Genomic DNA, 26,644 nt, shown 5'->3' with positions numbered 1-26,644 from the left:
TCGCCCACCGTGACGACAAGGGGGAGCACCCACCCGGATCCAGCCTTCATGGGTCTCACCTCCTCGCGTTTCTCTCACGGCTGCGCAGACCGTAGCAGCCCCCGGCGCACCGGCCCAACCGGTTTACGGCCCAACCGGTTTACCGCTCGGCGAGGACGGGCTGCAGCATGGACTCCAGGGCGTCGTAGCTCTGGCCGCCGAAGGCGCGCGCCGCGAGGCGGCCCTGACGGTCGACCACCAGGGTGGTCGGGAGGAACTGGGCGTCGAGGGTGCCCGGGGGGAACTTGAGCAGCTGGGTGCCGGCCGGGTCGAAGATGCTGGGGAAGGTCACGCCCCGCTCCTGTTCGAACTGCTGGGCGTTGACGATGTCCTGGTCGCGGGTGTTGATGCCGAGGAACTGCACGTCCTTGTCCCGGTTGGCCTGCCAGAGCCGTTCCAGGGAGCCCGCCTCGGTACGGCACGGGCCGCACCAGGAGCCCCAGATGTTGAGGACGACGACCTTGCCCCGGTAGTCGGAGAGCTTCGCCGGGCTCTCCCCCAGCGTCCGCCCCGACACGTCGGGCGCCCCCCGGCGCTCGGCGGCACCGGCCCGTCCGATGCTGGTGCCCTTCTCGGTGACGAAGTGCGCGCCGGTGTCGGCGGAGCCGCCGGTGGAGCAGCCCGTGAGGAGCACGGCGGCGGCGAGCACGGCGGCGGTCAGGGCGGTGCGGCGGGGACGGGGGCATGGTTCGTGGACGGCCATGCACGAAGCTTCGCACGGACGGTGGAGCGGTGGATCATGAGGGTGCGTCAAGCTCCGCGCGGGGCATGGTGGATCATGGTCCGGCGTCGGTCCCGACGTCTTCGCCCGCAGGAGTCCGTTCAACAGGAGGAGGTGGCCCGGTGGTTCCCGTCGTGCCCGATCCGGGGGTGCTGCACCCGTTTCCCGAGCAGCCGAGGGTGGTGCTGCTCAAGCCGCTGGTGACCTCGCCGTTGATCGAGGTGGGCGAGTACTCGTACTACGACGACCCGGACGACCCGACGGCGTTCGAGACCCGCAACGTGCTCTACCACTACGGGCCGGAGCGGCTGGTGATCGGGAAGTTCTGCGCGTTCGCCACCGGGGTGCGGTTCGTGATGAACGGGGCCAACCACCGGATGGACGGGCCGTCGACCTTCCCGTTCCCGATCATGGGCGGGGCCTGGGCCGAGCACCTCGACCTGCTGACCGGGCTGCCGGGGCGCGGGGACACGGTGGTGGGCCACGACGTGTGGCTGGGGTACCGGACGACGGTGATGCCGGGGGTGCGGATCGGCCACGGGGCGATCGTGGCGGCCGGGTCGGTGGTCACCTCCGACGTCCCCGACTACGCGATCGTCGGCGGCAACCCGGCCCGGGTGCTCCGGATGCGCTACGACGGGGAGCAGGTGGCACGGCTGCTGGCGGTCGCGTGGTGGGACTGGCCGGTGGAGCACCTGACGCGCCGTCTGCGGACCGTGATGTCCGGCAGCGTCGAGGAGCTGGAGGCCGCCGCGCCCGGGCGGTGAACGCGGGCCCGGGCGCGGCGGGGCCCCGGGTCAGTGGCGCAGGACGGCGGCGATGCCGTGGGTGTCGGCGAGGGTGCCGTCGGGGACGAAGGTGACCTTGGCGCCGGTGTCCAGGGCGCGTTCGATGACCTCGTCGACGATGTCCTCCCGGGCGCCGGTCTCGCCGGCCTCGGCGGGGACGAGGTGCTCGCCGTCGTCGCGGACGGTGGCGCGGTGGTTCTCCTCGACCACCAGGCGGGCGATCCGGGCCTGGCCGACGGCCTGCCAGACCTCGTCGAGGCCGGCCGCGAACTCCTGGCGGCCGCGGGCCTTGTCGAGCTGGGCGAGGGTGTCGGTGACCTCCTGCTCGGCGTGGGCGCGGACGGCGGGTTCGACCACCTTGCGGACGGTCTCGACGTCGGCCTGGGCCAGGCCGCCGTGCGGGATCTGGGCGGTGGCCTCCTTGGTGATCGGGCCGGCCGCGTCCAGCAGGGCCAGGGCGGGCGCGTCGCCGACCACGTACAGCGGGCGGGGGTCGGCGGCCAGCACCTTGCCGATCGCGGTGTCGGCCTGGCGCAGGAAGGTCTTGGTCTCCTCGTCGCGGAAGGTGCTGGGGGTGTCGCCGATGCGCTCGCGGCGCTCGGGGTCGGGGTTGTCGAAGGTGCGCGTCAGCGGGAAGCCGTGGATCTTCTCCTCGGTGACCCGCTCCTGGTTGCCGCCCCACAGCACGGCCCGGTCGGCGGCGACGGCGAGCACCCAGTAGGGGCGCTCGGCGGCCTGGGCGGAGACCAGGTTGCGGGTGAGGAAGGTGTCGGACAGGACCACCCGGGCGGGGGCGGTGCGGGCGAAGGTCCAGATCTGGTGCTCGCCGGGCGCGGCGAGGATGGCGAGGCCGTCCTCGGCGTGCACCAGGTCGACCTCCGCGAGGGCCCGGTCGAGCTGTCCGACGACGTCGATCCGGTCGGCACGGGAGACCTCGGGGTCGGCCTGGATCCGCTCCTTGGCCTCGGCCAGCAGGTTGCGCAGCCGCACCGGGTCCTGGGTGCTGTCCGGTTCGCGGCGGTGGGTGGGCATCAGGATGGACACCGCCGGGTAGGGCCGGGGCCGGCGCAGTTCGGCGAGGACGGCGGGGCTGAGGGCGGGGTGCATGGGGACCCTTTCCGAAGGCGCTCGGCCTTCTTTGCGTGGACGCACGGTGCCTGGCACAGATGCCAAATGTCCCCAATGTAGCGATTTGTACACCAGCTCGCCGGACCAGCCCTTGCCCCAGGGTCACCCGAGACTGTACCTACTGGTAGGTACAGTTGGGGTTCTCGGAGGGAGTCGGGATATGCCGTTCGTCCGCATCGACACGTGGGGGGCCGGCCCGCAGCGGCTGGACGCCCTCGGGCGCGCCGTGCACCAGGCGCTGGTGGAGGCGCTCGGGATCCCGCCGGACGACCACTTCCAGGTGCTCACCGACCACGACGGCGTCAACGGCGCGCTGCGCTACGGCGGTTACCTCGGGGTGCGGCGCGACGAGGGCATCGTGTACGTGGCCGTCGCGCTGCGGGCCGGGCGCACGGACGCGCGGAAGCGGGCGCTGTACCGCCGGATCGCCGAGCTCGCGCGGGAGTACGCGGGCACCGAGCCGCGCAACGTGTTCGTGGTGCTGACGGAGAACGGCCCGGCGGACTGGTCGCTGGGCGAGGGGCTGGCCCAGTACGCCCCGGCCGACGGGCCGGACGGGTCGGACGGGTCGTACGCCCTCCCGGACGGGGGCGGGGAGGGCGTACGACCCGTCAGCTGAGGGCCGCGGCGGGCTGCGGCCGGTCGGCGGGCGGCCAGGGGTCGTGGGCCGCGACCCGGGCGCGCAGGGCGCGCAGGGCCCGGGCGGCGGCGATGCCCACCGCGCCGGTGACCCGGCCCTCCCGTACGCAGGCGGCGGCGAAGCGGTGCTCGGCGAGGCTGCCGTCGACCACCTCGAACCGATCGGCGCCGCCGGGGCTGCCGAAGGCCTGCACCCGCAGGCCGTACTGGTCGCTCCACAGGTACGGGACCGGGTCGTAGACCTGGCGGGCGCCGTCCGGGCCGGCCAGCAGGTTCCGGGCGGCGCACAGGGCCTGCTCGGTGGCGTTGGTGCGCTGTTCCAGGCGCCGGCGGCGGCCGGTGCGCGGGTCGGGCCAGGCGGCCGCGTCGCCGGCCGCCCAGACGCCGGGGCCGGCGGCGCAGTGGGCGTCGCAGGCCACGCCGCCGTCCGCCTCCAGCGGCACCCCGCTGCCGGCCAGCCACTCGGTGGCCGGCCGCGAGCCGATCGCCGTCAGCACGGCGTCGGCGGCCAGTTCGGAACCGTCGGCGAGCCGCACGCCCACCGCCCGGCCGCCCCGCTCGACCACCGCGGCGGCCGCGCCCCGGTGGATCCGGACCCCGTGGTCGCGGTGCAGGCCGGTCAGCAGGGCGGCCGTGTCGGTGCCCAGCACGGCGGCCAGCGGGGCGGCGGCGGAGACCAGCCAGGTCACCTCGGCCCCGAGGCCGACGGCGGTGGCCGCCGCCTCGGCGCCCAGCAGACCGCCGCCGACCACCAACAGCCGTACGCCGGGGCGCAGTTCCGCGCGCAGGGCGAGGGCGTCGGCCAGGGTGCGCAGCACGTGGGCGCCGGGGAGGGGGGTTTCGGCGCCGGGCAGCCGGCGCGGGCGGACGCCGGTGGCCAGCACGACGGCCTCGCAGCGCACCCGGCCGCCGTCGGCGAGGTGCACGGTGCGGGTGGCGCGGTCCAGGCGTTCGGCCGCCGCCCCCAGGCGCAGGTCGAGCCGCAGTTCCGCGAGCGCCTCGGGGGTGCGCAGCGTCAGCTGCCCGGGCTGCCACTGGCCGTCGAGCAGTTGCTTGGACAACGGCGGCCGGTCGTACGGGAGTTCGCCCTCGGCGCCGATGAGGGTGAGGCGGCCGTCGTAGCCGGCCCGGCGCAGTGCCTCGGCGGCGTGCAGTCCGGCCGCGCCGGCGCCGACGACGGCGACCTCGCGCACAGCGGTCACACCTGCTCCAGGGTGATCGCGGCGGCGGGGCAGACCGCGGCGGCGTCCTGGACGGCCTGGTGGAGTTCGGCGGGCGGGCGGGCGTCGAGCAGGACGACGATGCCGTCCTCGTCGCGCTGGTCGAAGACGTCGGGGGCGGCGAGCACGCAGGATCCTGCGCCGCAGCACTTGTCCTGGTCGATGCGGACGAGCATGGGGGTTCCCTTCGGAGGGTGCCGGTTGGGGCGGACGGTGGTGGGGCGAACCCGGTGGTGGGTGGGGCGTGTCGGGCACGCCCGGGGGGCGCGGCGCGGGCCCGCGGTGGTGGGTCGGGTGCGGGCCCGCGCCGGGCCCGGGGGTCACCAGGCGAGGGGCAGCTCGTGGACGCCGTAGATGAGCATGTCGGCGCGGAAGGGGATCTCCTCGAACGGTACGGCCAGGCGCAGTTCGGGCAGTCGGCGCAGCACGGTGTCGAGGGCGATCTGCAGTTCCAGCCGGGCGAGGGGCTGGCCCAGGCACTGGTGGACGCCGAAGCCGAAGGCCAGGTGGCGGCGGGCGTCGCGGGTGAGGTCGAGTGCGTCGCCGCCGGGGAACTCGTTCTCGTCCCGGTTGGCGGTGCTGACCATGCAGATGACGCCCTCGCCGGCCCGGATCGTCGTTCCGGCCACCTCGACGTCCTCGGTGGCGACCCGGGTCAGGCCGGACTGGATGATGGTCAGGTAGCGCAGCAGTTCCTCGACCGCGCCGGGGACGGCCTCGGGGTGGCGGCGCAGGTGGTCGAGCTGGTCGGGGTTGCGCAGCAGGGCGAGGACGGACAGCGCGGTCATGTTGGCGGTGGTCTCGTGTCCGGCGACCAGCAGGAGCCGGCCCATCGCGCCGATCTCCTCGGTGTTGAGCTCGCCGCGTTCGACCAGGCGGCTGAGGATGCCGTCGTCGGGGTGGGTGCGCTTGGTCTCGGTGAGGCGGTTCAGGTAGTCGACCAGGCGGGCCTGGGCGGCGGCGACCTCGTCGGCCGGGGACTCGCGGCGCAGCAGGACGCGGCTGCACTCCTGGAAGAAGTCGTGGTCCTGGTAGGGGACGCCGAGCAGCAGGCAGATGACCAGGGAGGGCAGCGGCAGGGCGAAGTCGCGGACCAGGTCGGCGTGGGTGCGGCCGTCGGCGGTCATCTTGTCGATCAGCTCGTCGGCGATGCGCTGGATCTCGGGGCGCAGCGCCTCGACCTTCTTGATCATGAATTCGCCGGTGAGCATGCGGCGCAGCCGGGCGTGCTCGGGGTCGTCCATTCGGATGAAGGTGGGCTGGCCGGTGGCCAGTTGGCGGGCGCCGGCGCTGAGGAAGGGGAAGCCGGGGTGGGTGGCGTCGGAGCTGAAGCGGGGGTCGGCCAGGACGGCCTTGATGTCCTGGTGGCGGGTGAGCAGCCAGGTGGTGGAGCCGTCCCAGAGGGAGATGCGGCTGATCGGCTCCTCCTGCTGGGCCTGCTCGTAGGCGGGCGGCGGGGCGAACGGGCAGGTGCCGCGGTCGGCGGGGTGGGTGAAGCGGGGGGTCTGTGCGGCGGTGGCCATCAGGGGCTCCCTTCGCGGAGCTGGGGGTGCTGGCGGTGCCGGGGTTGCCGGGTGCCGTACGGGTGTGCGGTGCCGTACGGGCGGGCCTGTGCGGCATGTGGGGGTCGTGCGGGTGTGCGGTGCCGTGCGGGCGTGCGGTGTGGTGGCGCAGGCCCGGGGAATTTATGTGCCAAAAGCAACTAACTCACCGTCACGCTAACTCTCGGTCCGTGTCGGCGAAAGGCCCCACCGGGTGGACGGCGAATCTGTCCGAAACCCGGCCCTCCCCCGGCCCCGCAGCGGTGGCGCGCACCGGCTCGCTACAGTTCGTCCATGTCGGACGCCGCAGACGATTCCGCAGACGATCGGACCGCAGATGATCGGACCGCTACCGCTGACCTGGAGGCCGTCCTGGCCTCGCTGGCCTACCTGCTGACCCGCTCCCAGGAGCACGAGCGCCGCACCGCCCGGGCCGGCATCACGGCCGCACGCTCGGACGTGTACCTGCTGCGCGCGCTGGCCGAGGCGGACGGGGCCAGCCGGGTGGGCGACCTGGCCGCCCGGCTGATGGTCAAGCCCTCCCACGTCACCCGGCAGATCGACCGGCTGGAGAGCCAGCGGCTGGTGGCGCGCACCCCGGACGCGCAGGACCGCAGGGCCCGTCAGGTGGCGCTCACGGCCGACGGGCGGGCGATGCTCGACCGATTCAAACAGGCCAACATCATCGGCCTTTCCAGCGCGTTGGACGGTGTTCCGGAGCCGGACGTCGCCGCGACGGTCGGCGTGCTGAACCATCTGATCGACCGTTACGTCCACCGGGTGCGCAGCACCATGCTCGCTGAGGACGGCACTCCCCCGGCGGCGGACGGGCCGGCGGAGGCGGCGGGCGTGGAGGGGACGGCGGGCGCGGGGACGGCCGCGGCGCACCGGGTGCCCGCCGGCGGGTCCTGAACCCCGCGCGCGCCCCGTCGCCGGAGCGGGCGGGGCGCGCGGGACGGGACGGGGCGGTGCGGGACGGGGCGGCGCGGTGCGGCGGTCAGCCGACGGGCAGCGGGGTGCGCAGCGGGGCGGGGGCCGACATGGCCTGGGCGGCGACGAGTTCGCGGTAGCCGGGGCAGCGGTCGACCAGGGTGGCGTGGTCCGCGGCGTCGACGACGTGGCCGGCGCCCATGACGACGATGCGGTCGGCGTGCTGCACGGTGGACAGCCGGTGAGCGACGACGATGACGGCCCGGGTCATGGCCAGGTCGTCGACCAGGGCGCGGAAGCGCTGTTCGTTGAGGCCGTCGAGCTGGCTGGTGGGCTCGTCGAGGAGGACGATGTCGGCCTCGGAGAGCAGCACCCGGGCCAGGGCCATCCGCTGGCGCTGGCCGCCGGAGAGGTTGATCTCCCGGCCGAGCGGGGTGTCCAGCCCCTCGGGCAGGGCGGCGACGTCCTGGGCCAGGCCGACGGCCTCCAGGACGGCGGTCAGCTCGCCGTCGTCGGCGGGCGTGGTGCGGCCCAGTTGCAGGTTCTCCCGGACGGTGGCCTCCAGCAGGGTGAACTCCTGGTCCACGTAGGCCACTTTGGTGCGCAGGGCGTCCAGCGGCCAGGCCGCCAGTTCGTGGCCGAGCACCTCGACGGTGCCGGCCGACGGGTCGATGAAGCGGCCGGTCAGGGCGAGCACGGTGGACTTCCCGGCGCCCGACGCCCCCACCAGGGCGGTCAGGCCGACCCGTTCGGCGGTGAAGGAGACCTCGTCGAGGGTGCTGCCGGTGGCGCCGTCGTAGCTGTAGGAGACCCGGTCGAACACCAGGCCCGGGGCGTGCGGGCGGGTCTGCGGGACGGGCAGGCCGGCCGAGGCCTCGGCCTCCGGCGCCAGGGCCAGCAGCTGGTTGCAGCGGTCGCGCGCCGCCAGGCCGGCCTGGAGGCGGCCGAAGGCGGTGCTCAGCGCGGTGGCCGGGGCCAGGGTCTGCACCAGGTACAGCAGGAAGGCCGCGAAGTCGGCCATCCCCAGCCGGCCGGAGGCCATCCGCGAGCCGCCGGTGAGGATCACCGCGATCATGGCGGCCTGGTTGGCCAGCGCGGTGAGGGAGGGCACCAGGGTCTCCAGCCGGGAGCCCTTCAGGGCGACCTTGCGCAGGTCGTCCGCCTCCTGCTCCAGGGAGCGGGCGGTGATCGGCTCGGCGCGGTAGGCCTTGATCGTGGTGAGGGCGAGCAGGGCGGCGGTGAAGCGCTGGGTGATCTGCCCGATGGCGGTCTGCTGGACGGCGAAGTTGGCGCGCATCCGGGACAGCACCACGGTGAAGACCATGGACACCAGCCCCAGGGCGCCGACGGTCACCAGGGTGAGGACCCAGTCGATCCACACCATCACCACCAGGGTGAACAGCACGGTCAGGGCCGCCAGCGGCACCTGGGCGCCGACGTCGACGACCTGGCGCAGCAGCAGGGCGTCGGAGGTGATCCGGGTGGTGAGGTTCCCGGCGCCCTCGGCGCGGACGGTGGACAGCGGCAGGCGCAGGGTGTGCTCCATGATGCGCGTGCGCAGCCGCATGACCAGCTGCTCGCCGGTGCGGGAGATCAGGTAGCCGGCCACGGCCTGGCCGATGGCCCCGCCGACGGCGGCCACGCACATCCACACCACCGGGGTCACCAGTGACTCGTGCCGGGCGAAGTCGGTGACGATCTCCCGGACCAGCAGGGGGACGGACAGCGCGGCCGCGGTGGCGATCAGGGCGAACAGCAGTGCGGCGGCGAACTGGCCGCGGCCGGCCAGGAGTTCGCGGCGCAGGCGGATCGCGCGTTCGGGGTGCGGCGGGGTGCGCGGCGGGTCGGCGGCGTGGTTGCGGGGCATGGCGGGTTCCTCTTCCGGGCTCGGGGCGGGCGGTGGCGCCGGGGCGGGCGGCGGGCTCTCGAACAGCGGGCCTTCCAGCGGCGGGGGTGTCAGCGACGGTCTTTCCAGCGGCGGGGGTGTCAGACGAGCGGCGGGCGGCGCGGGCCGGGGGTGCGCAGGGCCAGGTGGGCCTCCCCCAGCGCGGTCTTCAACCCGCTGATCTCCGCGAGGAGTTCGCGTTCGCGGCGGGAGGCCCGGGAGGGGCCGGTGGCGGGCTGCAGCTTGTCCCGGCCGGCCGCGATGAACTGGCGGCGCCACATGGAGACCGCCTGGGCGGACACCCCGGCCCGCCGGGCGGCGGCGGACAGGGTGGTGCGTCCCGCGAGCAGGTCGAGGACGAGTTGCACCTTGGCTTCGGCGGGGACGACGGGTTGGCGCGGCATGGACGGACGGCCCTCCGGATGCTCGGGGTGGCTGGTCTGGTGCGGGGTCCGGCACGGGCGTTTCAGCGGGCCGCCGCGCCGGCCTCCGGGAGGTCGAGGAGTTCGGCCAGCATCGGGACGTAGCCGTGCAGTTGGGCGTCCCAGCCGACGTAGCAGGCGAAGTCGCAGGCGTGGGTGGCCACCCGCACGGTGACGGCGGCGGCCAGCAGGCCGGGGTCCAGGCCCTCGCCGTAGCCGGCCAGGAACGCGGCGCCGACCGGGTCGAGCCAGGACCAGTCGAGTCCGGCGCGGTGGGCGGCCATCCGGTACTCGGTCAGTTCGCCGAGCAGGCAGGCCGCGTCCGTCTCGGGCCGTCCGACGGCGGCCTCGGGGCCGGAGAGGACGGATGCGGCGGGCCGGGCGTCCGGGGTGTCGGCCAGCACGACGGAGCCCAGCGAGAACCAGCCGTGCAGCAGGGTGTCCCGCCCCGGGTCGGGGGTGAGGAGCCGGTCGGTGTGCTCGGTCAGCCGGGCGAAGGCGGCGGGGCCCAGCCGGCTGTGCAGCAGGTGGCGGAAGCCGGTGGCGGCCCGGGGCCCGCGCCCGGTGCGCAGCCAGGCCGCGAGCCGCAGCGGGCCGCCGGGGCGCGGGTGGTGGGACCAGTCGCGGCCGTGCGCGTGGTCGTGCAGGCGGCGCAGGTGGCGGCCGAGGTGTCCGGCGGTGTCCCGGAGCAGGTCGGTGTGCTGCCCGGCCCGGCCGGATTCCACCAGCTCGCCCAGGGAGCGGCGGCCGTTGACGTCCCAGGCGTACCGGTCCGGTTCGGCGGTGTCCGGCGTGGCGAAGGCCACCGGCGGCCCGTCGGCGGCGTGCAGCGCGGCGGTGACGTCGGCGGGCACGGGCCGGTAGGGGTCGGGGTGCTGGGGGCCGGGGGTGCGCTGCCAGCGGACGGTGTCCGGGGCCGTCTCGGTGATCCGGGTGAGCTGGCGGCCGGTGCCGAACTGGGCCAGCAGCCGGGGCCGGTGGGCGGTGGTCATGCGGTGGCCTCCGTTGCCGCGCGCAGGTCCTCCAGGGCGGCGATGGCGTGCGGGAACAGGGCGGCGGTGCCGATGTCGGCGGCTCCGGTGGACAGGCTCACCCCGTGGACGGGGGGCAGCACGCTCACGTTCTCGCGTTCGGACAGTTCCAGGACGTGCCGGCGGTAGGCCGGGTTGCGGGTGCCGCCGGGCGGCAGGGCGGGGCACACCACGATGGGGGCGGCGGTGCACTGCAGGGCCAGCAGGGCGGGGGTGTCGGCCAGGCCCTGGGAGAGCCGGGCGACGAAGTTCATCGTGGCGGGGTGGACCACCACGGCGTCGGGCCAGTCGGCGAGTTCGACGTGCAGCGCGCGGTCGGGTTCGGCGGGCCACTGGTCGATGGTGGGCAGGCCGCGGCCGCCGGCGGCGGCGATGGCGGTGGTGCCGGCGAAGCGGCGGGCGGCGGCGGTGAGGACCGTGCGGACCTCCAGGTCGGGGTAGCCGGTGCGCAGCCAGGACAGCCACATCGGGGTGAACATGGCCTGGATGCCGCCGGTGGCGACGTAGAGCAGGCGGCGGGCGCGGAAGGGCGGCGGGGTGTCCGCGGCGGGCGCGGGGGTGGCGGTCGTCACAGGCCGCGCTCCTCGGCCGCGGCCAGGATCGCCGTGAGGTCGCGGGCGGCGGCGCCCGGTCCCTCGGCGATGTGCACGCCGCCGACGTTGACGACCACCTCGGTGACGCCGACGGCGTGGAAGCGGGCGAGCTGTTCGGCGATCTCCTGCGGGGTTCCGGTGACGACCACCCCGTGTTCGACGAGCAGGGCCGCGCCGGTGCGCGGGTCGTGCCGGTCGACGGGCACTCCGGCCTGGTTGAGCATGGCGGTGTAGTGCGGTGTGGACAGGTGGTTGCGGGCGGCGTGGAAGGCGATCTCGGCCAGGTCCCGGCCGGGGCGGCGGACGGCGCACTGGACGACGGCGGCGGTGCGCGGCGGGGTGCGGCCGGCGGTGCGCGCGGCCTCGGCCATGGCGGGGGTCAGCCGCTCGCGCAGGTAGGCGGGCGGGGTGAGCCAGGTGATGGCCCAGTCCGCCAGTTCCCCGGCCAGGCGGGCCATCGGCTCGCGGAGCACGCCGAGTCCCAACTCCACCGGCGGGGAGGCGATTTCGGGCAGTTCCAGGCCGGTGGTGGCCCATTCGCCGTCGGGCTGGACGGCCGCCTTGCCGTCCAGCAGGGTGCGCATCATGGTGGCGTAGGCGCGGGTGGCGGCGATCGGCCGGCGGTAGGGGGCGCCCAGCATGTTGGTCTGCAGGGCGGCCGCGCCGGGTCCGATGCCGGCGATGAAGGGGCTGCCGGAGACCGTCGCCACGGACCGGGCGTTGACGGCGGCGGTCAGCGGGTGGCGCAGCGGCATCACGGTGACCGCGGTGCCGTAGGAGAGGTCCATGCCCATGCCGGCGAGGGCGGCGAAGACGTGGTGGGTCTCGATGTTGAGCGACTGGCCCATCCACAGGCGCCGGCTGGAGGTGGCCTCGGCGAGGCGTGCGTAGGTGGCCACCGATCCCATCTCGGCGGGCATGACGGGGTAGAAGATGCTGGTCGTGGGCATGGCCCTGGTCCCTCTCGTGGTGGTGTGGGTGGTCGGGGCGCGGTGTCAGGGCCACCGCCGGACAGGCTCTGGCTAGGCGGGGTCGGTGCGGACGATGCCGGTCAGCCGGTCGGGGTGGTGGAGCGCGGCCGCCCGGTGCACGTCCTCGCGGCTGAGCGCGGCGACGTGGGCGGGGAAGCGGGCGATGGCGTCGAGCGGGATGCCCAGGGTCAGGAAGGACAGCATCAGCGCGGCGCGGGTGCTCTGGGCGCCGACGTTGAGCGCGTACTTGCCGGTGATGTTGCCGACGGCCGCGCGCAGCTCGGCCTCGGTGGGGCCGTGGTCGGCGAAGTCCGCGAGGATCCGCAGCAGGGTGTCGGTGGCCTCGGCGGTGGCCGAGGGCCGCACGTCCGCCTCGACCACGAGGACGTCGCCGTCCAGGTGGTCGGTCACCAGCGCGGTGGTGCGGTAGGCCAGTCCGCGTTCCTCGCGCAGCACCCGGTTGATCCGGGCGGAGAAGGCTCCGCCCAGGACCAGGGCGGCGACCTGGCCGGCGGCGAAGTCGGCCAGGTCCCGCCGGGAGGGGGAGGTGCCGGCCAGCCGCAGGTGGCTCTGCGGCAGGCCGGGGTGGGCCCGGGTGGTGATCCGGCGCAGGGCGGGGCGCGGCGGCTGCCGGTAGCGGTACGGGCGGGCGGCGGGGTCGGCGGTCCAGTCGGCGAGGGCCTCCTCCAGGCCGTCGAGCGCGGCCCGGTGGTCCAGGTCGCCGACCAGGACCGCGACGCAGTGGCGCGGGGTCAGGGTGCGGGCGTGGGCGGCCGTCACGTCCGCGACGGTGACCGCCAGGACGTCCCGGGGGTCGGGGGCCGGGGCGAGGAAGGCCGGCAGGTGCCCGTAGTACTCCTGCCACAGCAGCCGGGTGGTCTGCGCGGCCGGCTGGGCCTCGGCCAGGGCCGCCTGCTGGGCGGCCCGGGAGGCCGCGGTGCGCACCTGGGCGTCGTCGTAGCGGGCGTGGACGGCGGCGGCGAAGGCCCGGGTGATCAGCGGCAGCCGTTCGGCGGGGCCGGTGAGGGAGAGCAGCAGCCAGCGGCCCTGGCGGGTGACGGTGACCACGCCGCCGTGCTGTTCGAACCGGGCGCAGGCGGGCAGGGCCGGCCAGCAGGCGGCCAGCACGTCGAGCACGGCCAGCTCCCGCACGGTGCGCGGCCGCAGGTCGATCGCCAGGTGCGCCTGGACCAGCGGGACGGTGGGCAGGGCGGAGACGGCGGCCAGGACGCCGTGGGCGAGGGTGCGGGTCTCCACCGGTGGCATGGCCACCTCCGCTGCGTGGGGGTTCATGCGGCCTTCCCGGGCAGGAGGGTGACGAGGGCTCGGCCGGCGGGCCGGGCCACGGTGGCGGCGGCGGCCCCGATCGCGCGGGGGGTCACGGCGGTCAGGGCGGCGGCGAGGTCGTCGACGATGCCCGGGCGGTCGAACAGCAGGGTGCCGCGGGCCAGGAAGCGGGCCCGGTGCAGCAGGGAGTCCAGCTGCTGGTGGTGGTCGGTGAGGGCGGCGGCCACCGCGCGCTCGGCCTCCTGCGGGGGGCAGCCGCCGGCGGCGAGGTCGGCGCACTGTCCGGTGACGGCCTCCAGCACGGCCTCGGCCTGTCCGTCCGGGTGGTGGGAGACGATCAGGAAGGTGTCCGGGTCCCTGGCCATGAGCGGCCCGAAGAAGCCCACCGAGGAGTCGACCTGGGCGTGCAGGGGGGCCAGCGCGCGGCGCAGCCGGGCGTTGGAGCCGCCGGTCAGCAGCTTCGACAGCACCAGGAAGGCCGCGTAGGCGTCGAGGTCGGCCGCCGGGTCCGGCAGCCGGCAGCCGAGGGCGAGCGCGGGGCGGGGTGCCAGCGGGTCCCGGACGGTGCCGTGCAGCGGGGTGTCGGCGAGCGGTTCGCCCAGGTCCGGGGGTGTGGTCCGGGTCCGTGCGGGGACGGCGGCGAAGGCCCGGCGGGCCGCGTCCAGCGCGGTGTGCGGGTCGGCCTGTCCGCAGATCGCCAGGACGGCGTTGCCGGGGCCGTAGCCGTGGGCGTAGAAGTCGGCGCAGTCGGCGACGGTCGCGGCGTCCAGGTCGGCGGTCTCGCCGTAGCCGTTGTGGGCGTTCTCCCAGCGGCGGTAGAGCACCGCGGGCAGCGTCGTCCAGGGGAAGCCGCCGTAGGGGCGGGCGGTGACCTGCTGGCGGATCTCCTCCTTCACCACGTCGCGCTGGGTGGTGAAGTTGCGTTCCGTCACCGACAGGTGCGCCATCCGGTCCGCCTCCAGGGCGAGGACCTCCGCCAGGACGCCGACGGGCACGACCTGGTGGTAGTCGGTCACGTCCTGGAAGGTGTTGCCGTTGACGAATCCGCCGTGCGCCTGGATCCGCGCGAAGTGGTCGCCGCCGGGCACGTTCAGCGAGCCCTGGAACATCATGTGCTCGAAGAGGTGGGCGAAACCGGAGCGGTCCCGCGGTTCGGTCCGGAATCCGACCCGGTAATTCACCGCGATCGCCGCGCCGGTGACTCCGGAAATGTGTTGGGCGACAACTTCGAGACCGTTGTCGAGAGTTGTTCGATGGATTTCCTCCGCCATGCCGAGGATCAGACCACGGTGGCTGGTGACGGTCAATCATTAGTTGCCGCCGGAGGGGTATTTGGCCAGGTCGGGGGCGGTCCGCCGGGAAGTCCGTCAAATATTGCGGAAAGTTGAGCGTTGCCGCCCGCGGATACCCGGACCTACTGTCCTGACATGGTTAAATTCCGAGAACGGGGAAAGACGCCGCGATTTCAGCCGGTAAGTCTCGAGAACGCCCCCCAGGTCGAGGCGCTGCTGGTCCGGCTGGGGCTCGGGCCGTTCGATCCGGCCACGATGAGCGGGACGAACGGACGCAACGACAACTGGTCCGGCACGACCGAGACGGGCGCCGCGGTGTTCGTCAAACAGCTGGCCGGCGGCCGGCGGGCCGACCGGCTGCGGCGCACCGAGGCCGCCTGGAGCGCCAGCCACCGGGTCCTGGACACGCCCCGGCTCATCGGATCCGACCCCGACCACGGGCTGCTGGTCTTCGAGTACGTGCCCGACGCCCGGTCCGGGGCCGTGCTGGCCTCGGACGGGGACTTCGACGAGGCGCTGTGCGCCCGCGCCGGCACGGTGCTGGCGGCGCTGCACGGCATGGCCGCCGACGGCCTGGACGCCGAGGCGCACCCGCTCCCGCCGATCGGGCTGTTCGAGGCGCTGCCGCTGGAGTACTACACGGGGGCCTCCGCCGCCGAACTCGCCATGTGGCGCCTGCTGCAGGCCGACGGGCCGGTCGTCGAGGCGCTGCGGGCGCTGCGCGCCGCGGACGCCGCCGGCGTCGCCTCGGGCGGCCCCATCCACGCCGACCTGCGGCTCGACCAGTTCCTGTGGAACGGCACCGACCTGTACCTGACGGACTTCGAGGAGGCCCGGGTCGGCGACCCGGCGCGTGACGTCGGCGCCTTCGCCGGCGAGTGGCTCTTCCAGGCCGTCGCGGGCATCCCCGCCAAGCTGTCCGAGGCCTCGCCGTTCGGCCACGTGGCCACCCACGAGGAGATCATCGCGACCGGGGTGGCCGAGATCGAGCGGCACGCCCCGCTGGTGCGCGGCTTCTACCGCGCCTACCTCGGCGCGGCGCCGGCCGCCGTGCGCGCGGACGCGGAGCTGGCCGTGCGGGCCGCGTCGTACGCGGGCTGGCACATGGTCGACCGGATGCTGGCCGCCGCCGCGTCCAGCGCCGTGCTCTCCCCGGTCAACAAGGCCGCGGCCGGCATCGGGCGCACGGTGCTGCTCTCCCCCGCCGACTTCACCTCTTCCCTCGGCCTGGAGGCCTGAGATGCTCGGACAGCTCGAACTCGCCGGCGCCGTCGCCGCCCTGACCGACCTGGTCACGGTGGCCCCCGGGGCGCTGGAGGCCGAGACCGCCGGGGAGACCTACCAGGCGCAGAACCCGCAGGAGCTGGCCCACGTCCTGGGCGGCGTCCTCTACCAGACCCTGCACACCGGACGGGCCAAGCCCCTGGAGAGCGCCCAGCGCACCTGGCGCGACCCGGCCTTCGACGCCCTGCTGGACGAGGCGACCGGGGCCCGCCGCACCCCGCTGGACGTCCAGGCCGCGCCGGTCGCCGCCGGCGGCGTGCACGCGCTGGTCGACGGCCTGCGGGTGCACGTCCCGGACGAGCACGTCCTCGGGCGGGAGGACGGCACCGCCAGGATCCAGCTGCCCAGCGCGCGTCCCGGCCTGTCCCCCGGCTTCTTCTACGTCACCTCCGGCCGCGGCCGGGGCCCGGGCGGCGGCGCGACGCTGCGGCTCTACGCCCGGCTGGACACCCCGGACGCGGCGCCCGGGGTGTGGGGCGCCCTGGTGGCGTTCCTGGAGGACAGCGGCGTCCCCTGGCGGGCGAAGATCTCCTCCTCGCGGGTGCTGTACCCGCGCAACGACGCCGTCGTGGTCTACCTGCCCCGGCCCGGCTGGCGGATCGCCCGCGCCTGCGCCGACCTGCTCCAGGGCACCGGCCTGCTGGGCGGCGGCACCTCCCCCTTCACCCAGCCGATCACCGAGTCGGTCGGCTGCGCGTTCGAACCGGACGACCAGCGGCCCGCCCGCCGGGAGCAGAGCTTCGGCCAGCACCGCACCCAGGTGTTCGCCGACGCGCTGATCCGGCACGCCCTGCTGCCCGACGGCGAGCAGGAGCCCGTCGAGCAGGTCGTCGCGGCCGCGTTCATCGACGCCAACATCGACCCCGCGGTGCCCGCCCGCAACCTCTCCTCCCCCGTGGCCGACGTGCTGCGCGGCTACTGACCGCCCCGCGAACGAAAGGTTCCTCGCATGTCCGAGACGCACGCGTACGACGTCGTGGTGGTCGGCGGCGGCCCCGCCGGGTCCACCGTCGCCGGCCTGCTGGCCAAGCAGGGCCGCCGGGTCCTGGTCCTGGAACGGGAGCGCTTCCCGCGCTACCACATCGGCGAGTCGCTGATCACCGGCATGATCCCGGTGATGGAGGAGCTGGGGGTCGTCGAGGAGCTGGAGGCGCGCTTCCAGCGCAAGACCGGCATCAACCTGGTGTGGGGGCAGGACCCCCAGCCCTGGCGCTCGGACTTCAGCCAGACCGGCGGCCGCTACCCGTACTCCTGGCACGTGCGGCGCGCGGAGTTCGACGAGCTGCTGCTCAACGCCGCCCGCGGGTTCGGCGCCGACGTCCACGAGGAGGCCCAGGTCACCGGCGTGCTCACGGACGACGCCGGCACCGTGACCGGTGTGTCGTACCGTCACCGGGGCGCCGAGCACCGCGCCACCGCCGCCTTCGTCGTCGACGCCTCGGGCCAGAGCCGCACCCTCACCCGCAAGCTGACGGAGGTCACCTGGCAGGAGGACCTGCGCAACGTCGCCGTCTGGGGCTACTACTCGGACTACCGGCCGCTGGAGTTCCCCGGCGACATCCTCGTCGAGGCCCTCGCCCAGGGCGGCTGGATGTGGGGCATCCCGGTGTCCGACACCGAGCTGAGCCTCGGCTACGTCCTGCCCGCCGAGCAGCTGGCCCGGGCGACCCGGGAGGGCCGTTCCCAGCGCGAGGTGTTCGAGGAGGGGCTCGCCTCCAGCCGCATCGCCCGCACCATGGTCGAGGACGCCCGGCACGACGGCGAGCTGCGCACCACCCGGGACTGGTCCCACATCAGCCACCGCTTCCACGGCCCGGGCTGGGTGGCGGTCGGCGACGCGGCCGCGTTCATCGACCCGCTGTTCTCCTCCGGGGTCTGGCTCGGCACCTCCGGCGCCTGGCTGGCCGCCCGGGCGATCGACGCGGCGCTGGCCAACCCGGCCGCGGGCGAGCAGGCGTTGGACGCCTTCGGCGCCGTCTACCGCCAGCTCTACGACGACATCCTGGCCTACGTGCGGTTCTTCATGGACCCCACCCGGCTGCGCGAGGAGTACATGGAGCGCGCCCAGGGGATCGGCCGGACCTACACCGAGAACTCCCAGGTCGGCTTCATCACCCTGATCTCCGGGATCAAGTCGCTGCCCGAGGTGGTCAGTTTCGACCCGATGGGCGAGGAGGGCATGCTCGACGCCATCCGCAACCGGGCCGCGGAGGCGGCGGACGTCACGGAGGCGGCGGAGGCGGCGAACGCCGTGGACGTCGCGGGGGCGGCGGACCTCACGGACGTCGCGGAGGCCGTGGACGTCGCGGACCTCACGGACCTCACGGACGTCGCGGACCTCGCGGTCCCGACGGCAGCGCGGTAGACCGTGCCGCGTCGCCGAGCAGCACCGCCGGTCCCCGCCGCGTCAGCGCCGGCGGGGACCGGCGGCCCCGTCCTGGTCGCCGTGCCGCACCGGACCCCGCTCCCCCGGCGCCCGGCCGGCGGCTGCGCGGACGGCCCGTCCTGCGCCCGGAGCGGGCCGGCCGTGTCCGCGGACGTGGCCGGCGCCGTGCTGCGCTGCCACCACCTGCACAGCGGCGACGGCCCGTCGCCCGGCTGAGCACCCCCTTCTTCCGAACGCCCGTCCCCCGAACGCCCGGTGGCTCCCGCAGCCGCCGGGCGTTCGCGCTGCCCGCGGGGGCCACGGGGGCCGGACGGCCGTGTGCGAGCGGCTCCCATGGCACCCTGATGGATCGTCAACAGTCCTGTGTCGGAGCCGTGTTGCTGCCGCGAACGGCGCCGGGTCGGCCCCGGTGGCCGGCACGGCTGCGGCCGGCACGACTGCGGCCCGCCCTGGCGCGGTGCCAGGGCGGGCCGGTGGCGCGGCCGGGGCCGCGGGGCGGTCAGGCGGTCAGGGCGTGGCGCCAGCGGACGGCGGCGCCGACCTTGAGGATCGAGTTGCGGTAGATCCGGGCGGCCAGCGTCAGGCAGCCGGCGGTGACCAGCAACGTCAGTGCGGCCGCGGCCAGTTGCTGCGCCAGGGAGACGTTGCCGACGGCGGACTGCAGGGGCATCAGGAGCCCGGAGAAGGGCGGCACGTACTGGAGGACCTGCACCCAGCCGGCGTTCAGCGAGGCCGCCGCCGCGGCGGCCAGGCCGACGGGGGCGATGGCCAGCAGGACGACGGGCATCAGGACCCCTTGCAGGTCCTCGGGGCGGGAGACCAGGGATCCGGCGGCGGCGAAGAGGCCGGCGAACAGGAGGAAGGAGAGCAGGAACCACAGCACGGTGGCGGCGAGGGCGCCCGTCCCCGGCAGGGTCGTGGACTGGTCGCCCATGACGGCGCGCGCCGCGACGACCGCGCCCATCATGGCGCCGACCTGGACGACGGCGGCCGTCACGATGCCCGCGACCTTCCCGACCATCAGCTGCAGGGGTGTCACGGTGGCCAGCAGGACCTCGACGATGCGGGTGGACTTCTCCTCCACCACGCCCTGGGCGATGACCGAGCCCTGGCCGATGATCTGCATGAACAGCATGATGACCAGGCTGACGGCGGCCCCGACCTGGACGACGCTGTGCCCGTCGCCGACGGTCAGCAGGGCGGGGCCGGAGCCGGCGACGGTGCGTTCCAGCAGCGCGGTGTCGACGTGCTGCTGGCGGTAGGCGCGCTCGGTGGCCCAGCCGTGGGCCAGCGCCGTGGCGGCGGCCTTGGCCTGGTCGCCGGTGTCGGCCCGGACCAGGACGGTGACGCGGTCGCCCTGGGCGACGACGGCGGCGTCGACGTCCTGGTCGCCGGTGCGGGTGCGGGCGGCGGCCAGGTCGTCGCAGGGCTGGAGGCGGATGCCGGGGGGCGGGGGCCCGAAGGCCTCCGCGGGGGCGCCGCAGACCGCGACGGTCGAGGTCTTGGGGGCGGTGGCGAAGCCGAGCCCGACCAGGAGGCCGAACATGACCAGGGCCAGCGCGACCATGCTGATCAGGAAGCCCTTGGTGGCCATCCGGGCCTCGATCTCGCGCCGGTAGACGAGCCGGGTGCCGGCCCAGGAGCGGTGCTTCGGGGTGGTGTTCATGCGGGGGTGTCTTCCTTCGCGGGCTCGACGAGGTCGCGGAACAGGTCGGCGAGGGTCGGCTGGTGCCAGGACAGGTGGCGGACGGTGCCGTGGCGCATCGCGGCGGCCAGCACGTCGTTCTCGGTGCTGCCGGGCGCCGGCTCGACCAGGACGCCGTCGTCCTGGGGTCGGAAGGAGGCGACGGCGGGGGTGTCGGCCGGCCAGTGCCCGGGGGCTCCGTCGACCTTCAGGAACAGGTGCCGGGCCGCCCGGGGCGCGCGCAGTTCGGCCAGGGACCCGCAGGCCGTGAGCCGTCCCTCGTGCACCACGCCGACCCGGTCGCACAACCGCTCGACCAGGTCGAGCTGGTGACTGGAGAACAGCACCGGGACGCCGTGCTCGGCCTTCTCCCGCAGGACGGCGCTCATCGCGTCGACGGCGAGGGGGTCCAGGCCGGAGAAGGGCTCGTCGAGGACGAGCACGTCGGGGTCGTGGACGAGGGCGGCGGCCAGCTGGACGCGCTGCTGGTTGCCGAGGCTGAGCGAGTCGACCGGCTTGTCCCGGTGCTCCTCGATGTGCAGGCGCCGGGTCCAGCGGGTCATGGACTCCCTGGCCTGCTGGGCCGTCAGTCCGTGCAGGCGCCCGAGGTAGACGAGCTGCTTGGCGACCGTCATCTTCGGGTAGAGGCCGCGCTCCTCCGGCATGTAGCCGAACCGGGCGGCTTCCGGCCGCCCCACCGGCGTCTCCCCCCAGCGCACGACGCCGCTGTCGGGCGAGAGCACGCCGACCGCGATGCGCAGGGTGGTGGTCTTGCCGGCGCCGTTGCCGCCGACGAACCCGAAGATCTCTCCCGGGGAGACGGTGAAGGACAGGGCGTCGAGCGCGACGCGGTCGCCGTAGCGCTTGACGAGGGTGTCGATGACCAGCGGTTTCACAGGGGCTCCTGTCGGTGTGGGCGAGGCCGGGCCTGCCGTGGCGGCGCGAGCCGCGGAGTTTCCTGTTCGGTATCTACTTGAATTTTAGGGAAGTAGTTGCCAGAATTTCAACCATGGATGCCAACGAAGCGCAGAACCATCTCGCCCAGGCACAGCACTCCTACGACGCCGGAACCCAGCCCTCCCTGCCGGGTTGGGCTCCCCCGCTGTGCGGCCTGCTCGTCGCCGGCGCGATCACCATGGCGGGGCTCGCCCCCGACGACGCCCTGCTGCGGCTGGCGGCCATCGCGGGCGGCGCGCTCCTCGCCGCCCTGGCCCTCGCCGTGCTGTGGCGCATCCGGGTCCGCCAGGGCCTGCACGGGATCCGCGGCCGGGCCCGCAGCACCGTGGTCGACCTCGCGACCTGCGCCGCGGTGTACGTCGTCCTCGGCCTCGGCGCCATGCCCGAGACCCGGCTGGTCTACGCCGGTCTCGGCGTCGTCGCCGGGGTGGCGGCGTGGCTGGCCCTGCGGAAGAAGGTGACCTCTTGACGGATGATCCGGCGGGCGGCCTGGACGAGGCGTTCCGGTCGGTCACCCGGCTGCGGATCTCGGCCTTCCTGTCCGCCTGCGACGAGGCCGAGTTCCGGGCGGTGCAGGACTACTGCCAGCTGTCGCCCTCCCTCCTGTCGAAGAACGTCTCCGGACTGGAGGAGCTGGGCTACGTGACGGTCCGCAAGGGCCGCGTCGGCCGGACCCCCCGCACCTGGCTGGCGCTCAGCGACGAGGGCCGTACGGCCCTGGCCGGACACCTGGCGGCCCTGAGCGCCATCGCCGAGGAGGCGAGCCGGCACGCCAGGAACGCATGAGGCACCCCGGGGCCGCGGGCCAAACGCAGCCGGGGTGCGGCCGCCCCCCGGGGAGAAGGACGGCCGCACCCAGTGCGGAACCAAGGTCACACGGCGATCGGGTGATCAGGCGATCAGGTGATCAGCAGCCGGCCTTGACGGTGGCGGAGACGCTGGCGCTCACGACGGCGCCGGAGGCGGCGGCCGACACCAGCCAGCTGACCGACTCGATCGAGCCCATCGGGCTGTTCGCCGCACCCAGGGCGTACTCCTCGGTGGTGGTGTAGGCGGCGTAACCGGCGACGAGCTTCTCGTTGGTGATCATGATGATTCCTCTTCCTCTTAGTGGTGATGACGTTCCTGGTACCGACGCCGGAATCGGCGTCGGGGGTGACGGAGCTTGTCAGGGATTCCGGAGGACTCGGATTTCCCGGATCCCCCGGATATCCCTGACCGACGGGGAGTCGCTCAGCAGTGCTGGGTGACCGTGTTCGCGGAGAGCGCCGCGGACATGAGGAAGGTGCAGACCGGGCTGGTCGCCGGAGCCTCGCCGACCGCACCGCCCGCGTACTCCTCGGTGGTGGTGTAGGCGGCGTAGCCGGCGATGAGCTTCTCGTTCATAAGAGTTCCTCCTCGACAGGAATTCTCGGGTGAATTTCGCGACCGGCCCCTCTCGGGTTTGTTCCGCTCGCTTGAGAAGATTTCAGCACGCGGCCCGACAGCCGGTCGATCGGCAATCCTGCGGTGAATTCACGGGCAGCGCCCTCACCTCGGACTATCCGGCGGAAACGCAACCGTTCGCGAAGCTTGACGGCCGGGGTCCGCCCTCGGAGCCGGGGACGGCGAACGGCCCGCCGGGTCCGGCGGGCCGTGACGATCCCGGGGCGTGTGACGGCACGTCCGAGGGCGGGTCAGGAGTCAGATGGCGGCCCGGGGGCGCTGGCCGGCCCCCACCGGCACCGGCCGGCCGACCCGGGGCGCCGCCGCGGGGCGCAGGCGCGACCTGATCGCCTGGAGCTGCAGGTAGGAGTCCCCCAGGGCGCTCTTCAGGACGGTGATCTCCTTCATCAACTCGGCCTCCCGCCTGGTCTGCTGGCCCGTCCCCGATTCCAGGCCCTCGCAGCCCGCCTTGAGGAAGCACCGTTTCCAGTTGCTGATCGCCTGGCCCGACACACCGAGCGTCCGGGCGGCCTCCGCGGCGGTCATCTCGCCGGACAGGATCGCGAGAATGATCTCGGCCTTCTTGTTCGCGGGAATTACGGGTGGACGCGGCACCTCGACCCCATTTCTCGACAGACCTCCATTTCGACCGGCCTACCGGTCCTCGGACGCCGTACCGGCCGGCCCGCGACCGCGGGCCGCGGCCAGCCGGAGCAACGGCACGACGGACAGCGCGGCGCCCTTCAGGAACGGGTCCCGACGGGTCAGGGCGAGGCGGGAGGCGAACTCCCACCACAGGACGGAGTGCGGCTTCGCTAGGTTCTGCACCCTCGAACGGATGAACGGCGACAGCATGGTTCGGCCTTTCGGGCGGGATGCGGGACGGGAGCCCGGCCGCCCGCACGGGGCGGCCGGGCTCCGGATGAACCGGATGAACCGGATGAACCGAATCTGCGGACGGACCGGGTCGACGGTCGAACCGGGCCGGCGGTCGGACCGGGTCGGCGGGTGTACCGGGTCAGCGGTCGGCGCGGACCCAGCCGCGCAGTTCGGGCCGCGCCAGCACCTCGTCGACGGCCTCCTCGACCGCCGCCGCCGGCACCGTCCCCGGAGCGGTCAGCGACAGCGTCGCCGTGGTCGGCGAGACGCCGACCAGGGACACCCGCCACCGCCCGGACAGCAGGGCTATCACCCGCACCGCCGCGGTCTCCGGAGCGGCCTCGGCCGGCGCGGCATCGGTCAACTCGATCCGGACGAAGTGCAGTTCGGTGCTTTCCTCGGGGCGATCGTCGGGCACGGCAGGTCCTCACAAGACTCGGGACATCGGCATGAACCGCCCCGCCCGGCCGGGGGGCGGGCACCCGGGCGGGCGGGGCGAGCGGGTGGCGGCCCACGGCGCGGGGCCTGCGCCGGGCCGGGTCACCCCCAGTCGTGGACGTTCGGGTTGACCGGCGCGGCCGCGGGACGGGCCGTGGCCGGGCCGCCGGCCGTCGCGTCCGCCGTCACGCCGGCCGCCGGTGCGGCCGGGGCCGCGGCGAGCGCCGCGCCCGCACCCGGCCCCAGCACGACGCCCGCCGCGAGGACGAGACCGAGGGTCCGGCCGAGCCGGCGACAGGACCGGGCGGTGGTCTTCTCGATCCGTGTGATGTCACGCATGATGGTCTTTCCCCCTAAGACGATGTCGGCGCATCCGCGCCTCTCGGGGTACACCTTGCCGGGGGCTCGAAAACCGATCGAGCCCTGGTATGCGCATGTTGCGGCACGTGAACGTGCCGCATTCGGCACCCGTCGCCCGGCGCCCGGCACCGTGCTCTTCTCTGTACCCACGGATGGGACCGGAGGATAGAATCGAACACAGGGACACTGTCGGTGCCATGCAGTGCCAGTGAGGTGCTGTCAGGCGCACGCCAGGGTTGGTCCCGGGTCGCCACGGGGGTAGGCATGCAACAGCACAGCTTGGGATTCCTGGAAGTCTCCGCCGAGGACGAGGAGGCCTACCGGATCCTGCTCCGCAGAGGCGAAGCGGGCCGGGACGACCTCGCCCGCCAACTCGCCCGGGACGGCGAACTGTTGAGTAGAAGACTCACCGGTCTCGGCCTCGCCCGCGAGAGCGGCGACGGCGTCCTGCACCCCGTCTCCCCCGCCCGGGCCGTGGAGTACCTGGTCGAGGACGCCGCGGGCCGGCTGCGGTCGCGGCTGGAGGCCCGGGTCTCGGCCAGCGGCACGGTCGACTCCCTGCTCGCCGAACGCGAGGCCCTGACCCGCAACACGGACGGCAACCGCGCCCTCGACATGATCCAGCGGCTGGAGGGGATGGCGGCCGTCCGGGAGACCATCGACGAACTCACCTTCTTCACCTGGACCGAGAGCCTCACCACCAACCCCGGCGGGGTCCTGAGCCCGGACACCATCGCGCACGCCCGCCCGCTCGACGAGCGCATCCTGCGCCGCGGCGTCCACATGCGCACCCTGCTCGGCGCGGCCGCGCTGGACGACCCGGCCACGATGGCCTACGCCCGCGAACTGATCTCCAAGGGCGCCCAGATCAGGATCTCCGCCGAACCCCTGGAGCGGCTGATCATCTGCGACCGCGCCGCCGCCCTCACCCCCATCGACCCCACCCACACGGCCAAAGGCGCCCTGCTGATAAGGGAGTTGGGCCTGGTGGCGGCCCTCGCCTCACTGTTCGAGCGGATGTGGAACACGGCCCAGGAGCTTCCCCCCGACGAAGCCGGCGACGGACCCGCCGAACACCTCACCGCCATGGAACGCCGGATCCTGCAGGCCCTGTTCGACGCCGAGAAGGACGAGAACGGGGCCCGGGACCTGGGCATCGCCGTCCGCACCTACCGCAAGTACGTCGCCATGCTGATGCAGCGCCTCGGCGCCTCGAACCGCTTCCAGGCGGCCCTGCTCGCCCGCGAGCGGGGCTGGATCTGACCCCGGGCCCTGGGTCCGACCCGGGCCTGGGTCCGACCCGGGCCGCAGCACCGGCCGGCAGGACGGGCCAACGGAACGGGTCAGCGGGGCCGGTCGACGACCCCGGCCGCCTCCGCCACCGCCGCCGCGGCCTCGGCGATGTTGGCGTGGTGGGCGGCCTGGCGGGCGACGGGGAGCCAGGTGGGGCGGAAGCGGCGGCGGTACTGGGTGCACCAGGTGTGCAGGAGCTCGGTGGGGCCGGGGCCCAGGACGGGGGTCGCGCGGCGCAGCAGGGCGGCGGCGCGCACCGGGATGCGGTGGGACCACAGGTCGACGCCGGCCAGGTGCGCGCGGGTGGGCAGGGGCGGTGGCGGGTGGGGCCGGTCGGCGGTGGCCGGGTCCCAGGCGTCGGCGAGTTGGTGCAGTGCGGTCAGCTGGGTGCGGACGGCGCGCAGCACCGGGGTGTCGTGGGGCGGGAGTGCGGCGGTCAGGTCGACGAGCCGGCTGCCGCGTTCGCGCAGCCGGTCGGCGCCGGCGCGCAGGTGCCGGTGGGCGTCGTCGCCGGCGGGGGCGGGGTCGCCGAGCCGGTCGCTGGTCCAGGCGGGCACCTCGACGACGACGGTGCGGCCGCCGTGGCGGCGGGGGGCGAACCAGGTGGCGGCCCGGGCGCCGGCCGGGGCCTGCTGCCCGGGGGCGAGCATGCCGGTGGTGTTCTCCTGGGTGTCGATGTGGTGCGGTTCCATCAGGAAGACGCCGGGTCCGGCGGCGGGCAGCCGGTGGGTGTCGAAGGAGCCGGTCTCGATCGGGATGCCGAGGGCGGCGGCGGAGCGGGCGAAGGGCTCGGCCAGGGCGGTCGGGTCGGCGGTGGCCTGGAGGAAGGTGCCGCCCACGTCGGCGGTGTGCAGGGAGAGTTGGAGCGTGGGGCGGAGTTCGTCGATCAGGTCGAGCAGGATCCGGCTCTCCGGGAGGCGGCCGCCGATCGCCGGGGCCCATTCGGGCTGCTCGTCGGCGGCGGGGCGGAAGTAGCCGGCGAAGTAGGCGGGCAGGGTGCGGGCGAGCAGGCCGCCGCGGGCCAGGTGGGCGCCGTCGGGGTCGAGGCAGAGCAGGAAGTGCCAGGTCCTCGGCCGGGGCGGGGCCGGGGTCGACGGGGTGGGGCGGGCCAGGGCGCGGTGGGCCAGTTCGACGATGCCGGCCCGGCCGGAGAACTCGTCGGCGTGGGCGCCGGAGACGACCAGCACGTTGTCGGCGTCGGGGGTGCGGGGGTCGGGGGCGGGGGCGTCGGGGGCGGGGGCGTCGGGGGCGATGGACAGGAGTTGCAGGGGGCGGCCGGCCCGGGAGGTGCCGAGGGTGCGCAGCCGGCAGCGGTCGGGGTGGCGGGCGGCCAGGTGGCGGGCGGTGTCGGCGAGTTCGTCGAGGGTGGGGTAGCGGTCGTGGAGCAGGATCGCCCGGCCCGCACTGGTCGAGGTGTCGGTCAGCATCGGGTCTCCCTCCCTCGGTGCCCG

Annotated in this window: 31 protein-coding genes; 10 read left to right on the top strand and 21 right to left on the bottom strand. The window is 74.6% G+C overall.

The window, feature by feature from the left end:
• Positions 1–139 precede the first annotated feature (139 nt).
• Positions 140–742, bottom strand: a complete 603-nt coding sequence (locus ACIP4P_RS27100; protein ID WP_400922707.1) for a TlpA family protein disulfide reductase — start codon at positions 740–742, stop codon at positions 140–142.
• Positions 743–882: 140 nt separating this feature from the next.
• Between ACIP4P_RS27100 and ACIP4P_RS27095 the strand changes: the two genes are divergently transcribed.
• Positions 883–1,527, top strand: a complete 645-nt coding sequence (locus ACIP4P_RS27095; RefSeq protein ID WP_400922704.1) for a CatB-related O-acetyltransferase — start codon at positions 883–885, stop codon at positions 1,525–1,527.
• A gap of 30 nt (positions 1,528–1,557) precedes the next feature.
• Here ACIP4P_RS27095 and ACIP4P_RS27090 read toward each other — a convergent pair whose 3' ends face one another.
• The gene (locus ACIP4P_RS27090) at positions 1,558–2,655 is read right to left on the bottom strand and encodes a chemotaxis protein (RefSeq protein ID WP_400922701.1); all 1,098 of its coding nucleotides are present in this window, start codon (positions 2,653–2,655) and stop codon (positions 1,558–1,560) included.
• A 181-nt stretch (positions 2,656–2,836) separates the two neighbouring features.
• Here ACIP4P_RS27090 and ACIP4P_RS27085 point away from each other — a divergent pair, with 181 nt between their 5' ends.
• Positions 2,837–3,295, top strand: a complete 459-nt coding sequence (locus tag ACIP4P_RS27085) for a tautomerase family protein (protein WP_400922699.1) — start codon at positions 2,837–2,839, stop codon at positions 3,293–3,295.
• Here the strand turns inward: ACIP4P_RS27085 and ACIP4P_RS27080 are convergent.
• From ACIP4P_RS27080 to ACIP4P_RS27070, 3 genes are all read right to left on the bottom strand, one after another.
• Entirely contained in the window at positions 3,288–4,517 is a 1,230-nt protein-coding gene (locus ACIP4P_RS27080; protein ID WP_400922696.1) for an NAD(P)/FAD-dependent oxidoreductase, read from the bottom strand. The genes ACIP4P_RS27085 and ACIP4P_RS27080 overlap by 8 nt on opposite strands.
• On the bottom strand, positions 4,514–4,711 hold the full coding sequence (locus ACIP4P_RS27075; protein WP_350513784.1) for a ferredoxin: 198 nt from the start codon (positions 4,709–4,711) through the stop codon (positions 4,514–4,516). The genes ACIP4P_RS27080 and ACIP4P_RS27075 overlap by 4 nt, the downstream gene beginning before the upstream one ends.
• A gap of 144 nt (positions 4,712–4,855) precedes the next feature.
• On the bottom strand, positions 4,856–6,058 hold the full coding sequence (locus ACIP4P_RS27070; protein ID WP_400922692.1) for a cytochrome P450: 1,203 nt from the start codon (positions 6,056–6,058) through the stop codon (positions 4,856–4,858).
• A 312-nt stretch (positions 6,059–6,370) separates the two neighbouring features.
• On the opposite strand from ACIP4P_RS27070, the gene ACIP4P_RS27065 reads away from it, so the two are divergent.
• Positions 6,371–6,988, top strand: a complete 618-nt coding sequence (locus ACIP4P_RS27065; RefSeq protein WP_400922689.1) for a MarR family winged helix-turn-helix transcriptional regulator — start codon at positions 6,371–6,373, stop codon at positions 6,986–6,988.
• A gap of 85 nt (positions 6,989–7,073) precedes the next feature.
• Here ACIP4P_RS27065 and ACIP4P_RS27060 read toward each other — a convergent pair whose 3' ends face one another.
• The 7 genes from ACIP4P_RS27060 to ACIP4P_RS27030 form a co-directional block, all read right to left on the bottom strand.
• A complete protein-coding gene (locus ACIP4P_RS27060) occupies positions 7,074–8,873 on the bottom strand; it encodes an ABC transporter ATP-binding protein (RefSeq protein ID WP_400922686.1) in 1,800 nt (599 codons plus the stop codon).
• Between the two features lie 119 nt (positions 8,874–8,992).
• Positions 8,993–9,295, bottom strand: coding sequence for a transposase (locus tag ACIP4P_RS27055; protein ID WP_400922683.1), 303 nt, complete (start codon positions 9,293–9,295; stop codon positions 8,993–8,995).
• A 62-nt stretch (positions 9,296–9,357) separates the two neighbouring features.
• Positions 9,358–10,305 carry a hypothetical protein gene (locus ACIP4P_RS27050; RefSeq protein WP_400922680.1) on the bottom strand — a complete coding sequence of 316 codons (948 nt, stop codon included), beginning with the start codon at positions 10,303–10,305 and terminating at the stop codon, positions 9,358–9,360.
• Positions 10,302–10,916: a flavoprotein gene (locus ACIP4P_RS27045; RefSeq protein ID WP_400922677.1), complete on the bottom strand. Its 615-nt coding sequence runs from the start codon at positions 10,914–10,916 to the stop codon at positions 10,302–10,304. Before ACIP4P_RS27045 ends, ACIP4P_RS27050 begins: the two co-directional genes overlap by 4 nt.
• Positions 10,913–11,887 carry an LLM class flavin-dependent oxidoreductase gene (locus tag ACIP4P_RS27040; RefSeq protein WP_400922674.1) on the bottom strand — a complete coding sequence of 325 codons (975 nt, stop codon included), beginning with the start codon at positions 11,885–11,887 and terminating at the stop codon, positions 10,913–10,915. Before ACIP4P_RS27040 ends, ACIP4P_RS27045 begins: the two co-directional genes overlap by 4 nt.
• A gap of 72 nt (positions 11,888–11,959) precedes the next feature.
• The gene (locus ACIP4P_RS27035; RefSeq protein ID WP_400922671.1) at positions 11,960–13,201 is read right to left on the bottom strand and encodes a M16 family metallopeptidase; all 1,242 of its coding nucleotides are present in this window, start codon (positions 13,199–13,201) and stop codon (positions 11,960–11,962) included.
• The gene (locus tag ACIP4P_RS27030; RefSeq protein ID WP_400922668.1) at positions 13,198–14,466 is read right to left on the bottom strand and encodes a M16 family metallopeptidase; all 1,269 of its coding nucleotides are present in this window, start codon (positions 14,464–14,466) and stop codon (positions 13,198–13,200) included. Before ACIP4P_RS27030 ends, ACIP4P_RS27035 begins: the two co-directional genes overlap by 4 nt.
• Positions 14,467–14,622: 156 nt before the next feature.
• Between ACIP4P_RS27030 and lxmK the strand changes: the two genes are divergently transcribed.
• From lxmK to ACIP4P_RS27010, 4 genes are all read left to right on the top strand, one after another.
• On the top strand, positions 14,623–15,726 hold the full coding sequence (gene lxmK, locus ACIP4P_RS27025; protein WP_400922665.1) for a class V lanthionine synthetase subunit LxmK: 1,104 nt from the start codon (positions 14,623–14,625) through the stop codon (positions 15,724–15,726).
• Position 15,727: 1 nt separating this feature from the next.
• Positions 15,728–16,693, top strand: coding sequence for a T3SS effector HopA1 family protein (locus tag ACIP4P_RS27020; protein ID WP_400922662.1), 966 nt, complete (start codon positions 15,728–15,730; stop codon positions 16,691–16,693).
• 27 nt (positions 16,694–16,720) lie between these two features.
• The gene (locus tag ACIP4P_RS27015) at positions 16,721–18,136 is read left to right on the top strand and encodes an NAD(P)/FAD-dependent oxidoreductase (protein WP_400922659.1); all 1,416 of its coding nucleotides are present in this window, start codon (positions 16,721–16,723) and stop codon (positions 18,134–18,136) included.
• Between the two features lie 81 nt (positions 18,137–18,217).
• Positions 18,218–18,373 carry a hypothetical protein gene (locus ACIP4P_RS27010; protein ID WP_400922656.1) on the top strand — a complete coding sequence of 52 codons (156 nt, stop codon included), beginning with the start codon at positions 18,218–18,220 and terminating at the stop codon, positions 18,371–18,373.
• Between the two features lie 283 nt (positions 18,374–18,656).
• Here the strand turns inward: ACIP4P_RS27010 and ACIP4P_RS27005 are convergent, their stop codons facing one another.
• Positions 18,657–19,823 carry an ABC transporter permease gene (locus ACIP4P_RS27005; RefSeq protein WP_400922654.1) on the bottom strand — a complete coding sequence of 389 codons (1,167 nt, stop codon included), beginning with the start codon at positions 19,821–19,823 and terminating at the stop codon, positions 18,657–18,659.
• Entirely contained in the window at positions 19,820–20,737 is a 918-nt protein-coding gene (locus ACIP4P_RS27000; RefSeq protein ID WP_400922651.1) for an ABC transporter ATP-binding protein, read from the bottom strand. The genes ACIP4P_RS27005 and ACIP4P_RS27000 overlap by 4 nt, the downstream gene beginning before the upstream one ends.
• Before the next feature lie 113 nt (positions 20,738–20,850).
• Here ACIP4P_RS27000 and ACIP4P_RS26995 point away from each other — a divergent pair, with 113 nt between their 5' ends.
• Entirely contained in the window at positions 20,851–21,267 is a 417-nt protein-coding gene (locus ACIP4P_RS26995) for a hypothetical protein (RefSeq protein ID WP_400922649.1), read from the top strand.
• On the top strand, positions 21,264–21,584 hold the full coding sequence (locus tag ACIP4P_RS26990) for a transcriptional regulator (protein WP_400922646.1): 321 nt from the start codon (positions 21,264–21,266) through the stop codon (positions 21,582–21,584). Before ACIP4P_RS26995 ends, ACIP4P_RS26990 begins: the two co-directional genes overlap by 4 nt.
• Before the next feature lie 121 nt (positions 21,585–21,705).
• On the opposite strand, the gene ACIP4P_RS26985 is transcribed toward ACIP4P_RS26990, so the two are convergent.
• The 6 genes from ACIP4P_RS26985 to ACIP4P_RS26960 all read right to left on the bottom strand — a co-directional run bounded on the left by ACIP4P_RS26985 (position 21,706) and on the right by ACIP4P_RS26960 (position 23,879).
• Positions 21,706–21,888, bottom strand: a complete 183-nt coding sequence (locus ACIP4P_RS26985; RefSeq protein WP_400922643.1) for a hypothetical protein — start codon at positions 21,886–21,888, stop codon at positions 21,706–21,708.
• Between the two features lie 143 nt (positions 21,889–22,031).
• Positions 22,032–22,184 (bottom strand): LxmA leader domain family RiPP, encoded by a 153-nt coding sequence (locus ACIP4P_RS26980; RefSeq protein ID WP_400922640.1) that lies wholly within the window; start codon positions 22,182–22,184, stop codon positions 22,032–22,034.
• 297 nt (positions 22,185–22,481) lie between these two features.
• Positions 22,482–22,838, bottom strand: a complete 357-nt coding sequence (locus tag ACIP4P_RS26975; RefSeq protein WP_400922637.1) for a helix-turn-helix domain-containing protein — start codon at positions 22,836–22,838, stop codon at positions 22,482–22,484.
• Positions 22,839–22,877: 39 nt separating this feature from the next.
• Positions 22,878–23,051: a hypothetical protein gene (locus ACIP4P_RS26970; protein WP_400922636.1), complete on the bottom strand. Its 174-nt coding sequence runs from the start codon at positions 23,049–23,051 to the stop codon at positions 22,878–22,880.
• Positions 23,052–23,241: 190 nt separating this feature from the next.
• Complete coding sequence (locus ACIP4P_RS26965; protein WP_400922634.1) at positions 23,242–23,520, bottom strand: hypothetical protein; 279 nt, start codon at positions 23,518–23,520, stop codon at positions 23,242–23,244.
• Between the two features lie 122 nt (positions 23,521–23,642).
• The gene (locus tag ACIP4P_RS26960) at positions 23,643–23,879 is read right to left on the bottom strand and encodes a hypothetical protein (RefSeq protein ID WP_400922631.1); all 237 of its coding nucleotides are present in this window, start codon (positions 23,877–23,879) and stop codon (positions 23,643–23,645) included.
• Positions 23,880–24,164: 285 nt separating this feature from the next.
• Between ACIP4P_RS26960 and ACIP4P_RS26955 the strand changes: the two genes are divergently transcribed.
• The gene (locus tag ACIP4P_RS26955) at positions 24,165–25,163 is read left to right on the top strand and encodes a LuxR C-terminal-related transcriptional regulator (RefSeq protein WP_400922628.1); all 999 of its coding nucleotides are present in this window, start codon (positions 24,165–24,167) and stop codon (positions 25,161–25,163) included.
• Positions 25,164–25,243: 80 nt separating this feature from the next.
• Here ACIP4P_RS26955 and ACIP4P_RS26950 read toward each other — a convergent pair whose 3' ends face one another.
• Positions 25,244–26,620: a M14 family zinc carboxypeptidase gene (locus ACIP4P_RS26950; protein ID WP_400922626.1), complete on the bottom strand. Its 1,377-nt coding sequence runs from the start codon at positions 26,618–26,620 to the stop codon at positions 25,244–25,246.
• Positions 26,621–26,644 lie beyond the last annotated feature (24 nt).

Origin of the sequence: Kitasatospora sp. NPDC089509, from assembly GCF_044749365.1 — a bacterium.
Taxonomy (GTDB): Bacteria; Actinomycetota; Actinomycetes; order Streptomycetales; family Streptomycetaceae; genus Kitasatospora.
The sequence above is the reverse complement of the archived record's forward strand: the minus strand, read 5'-3'. Positions and strand labels throughout refer to the sequence as shown.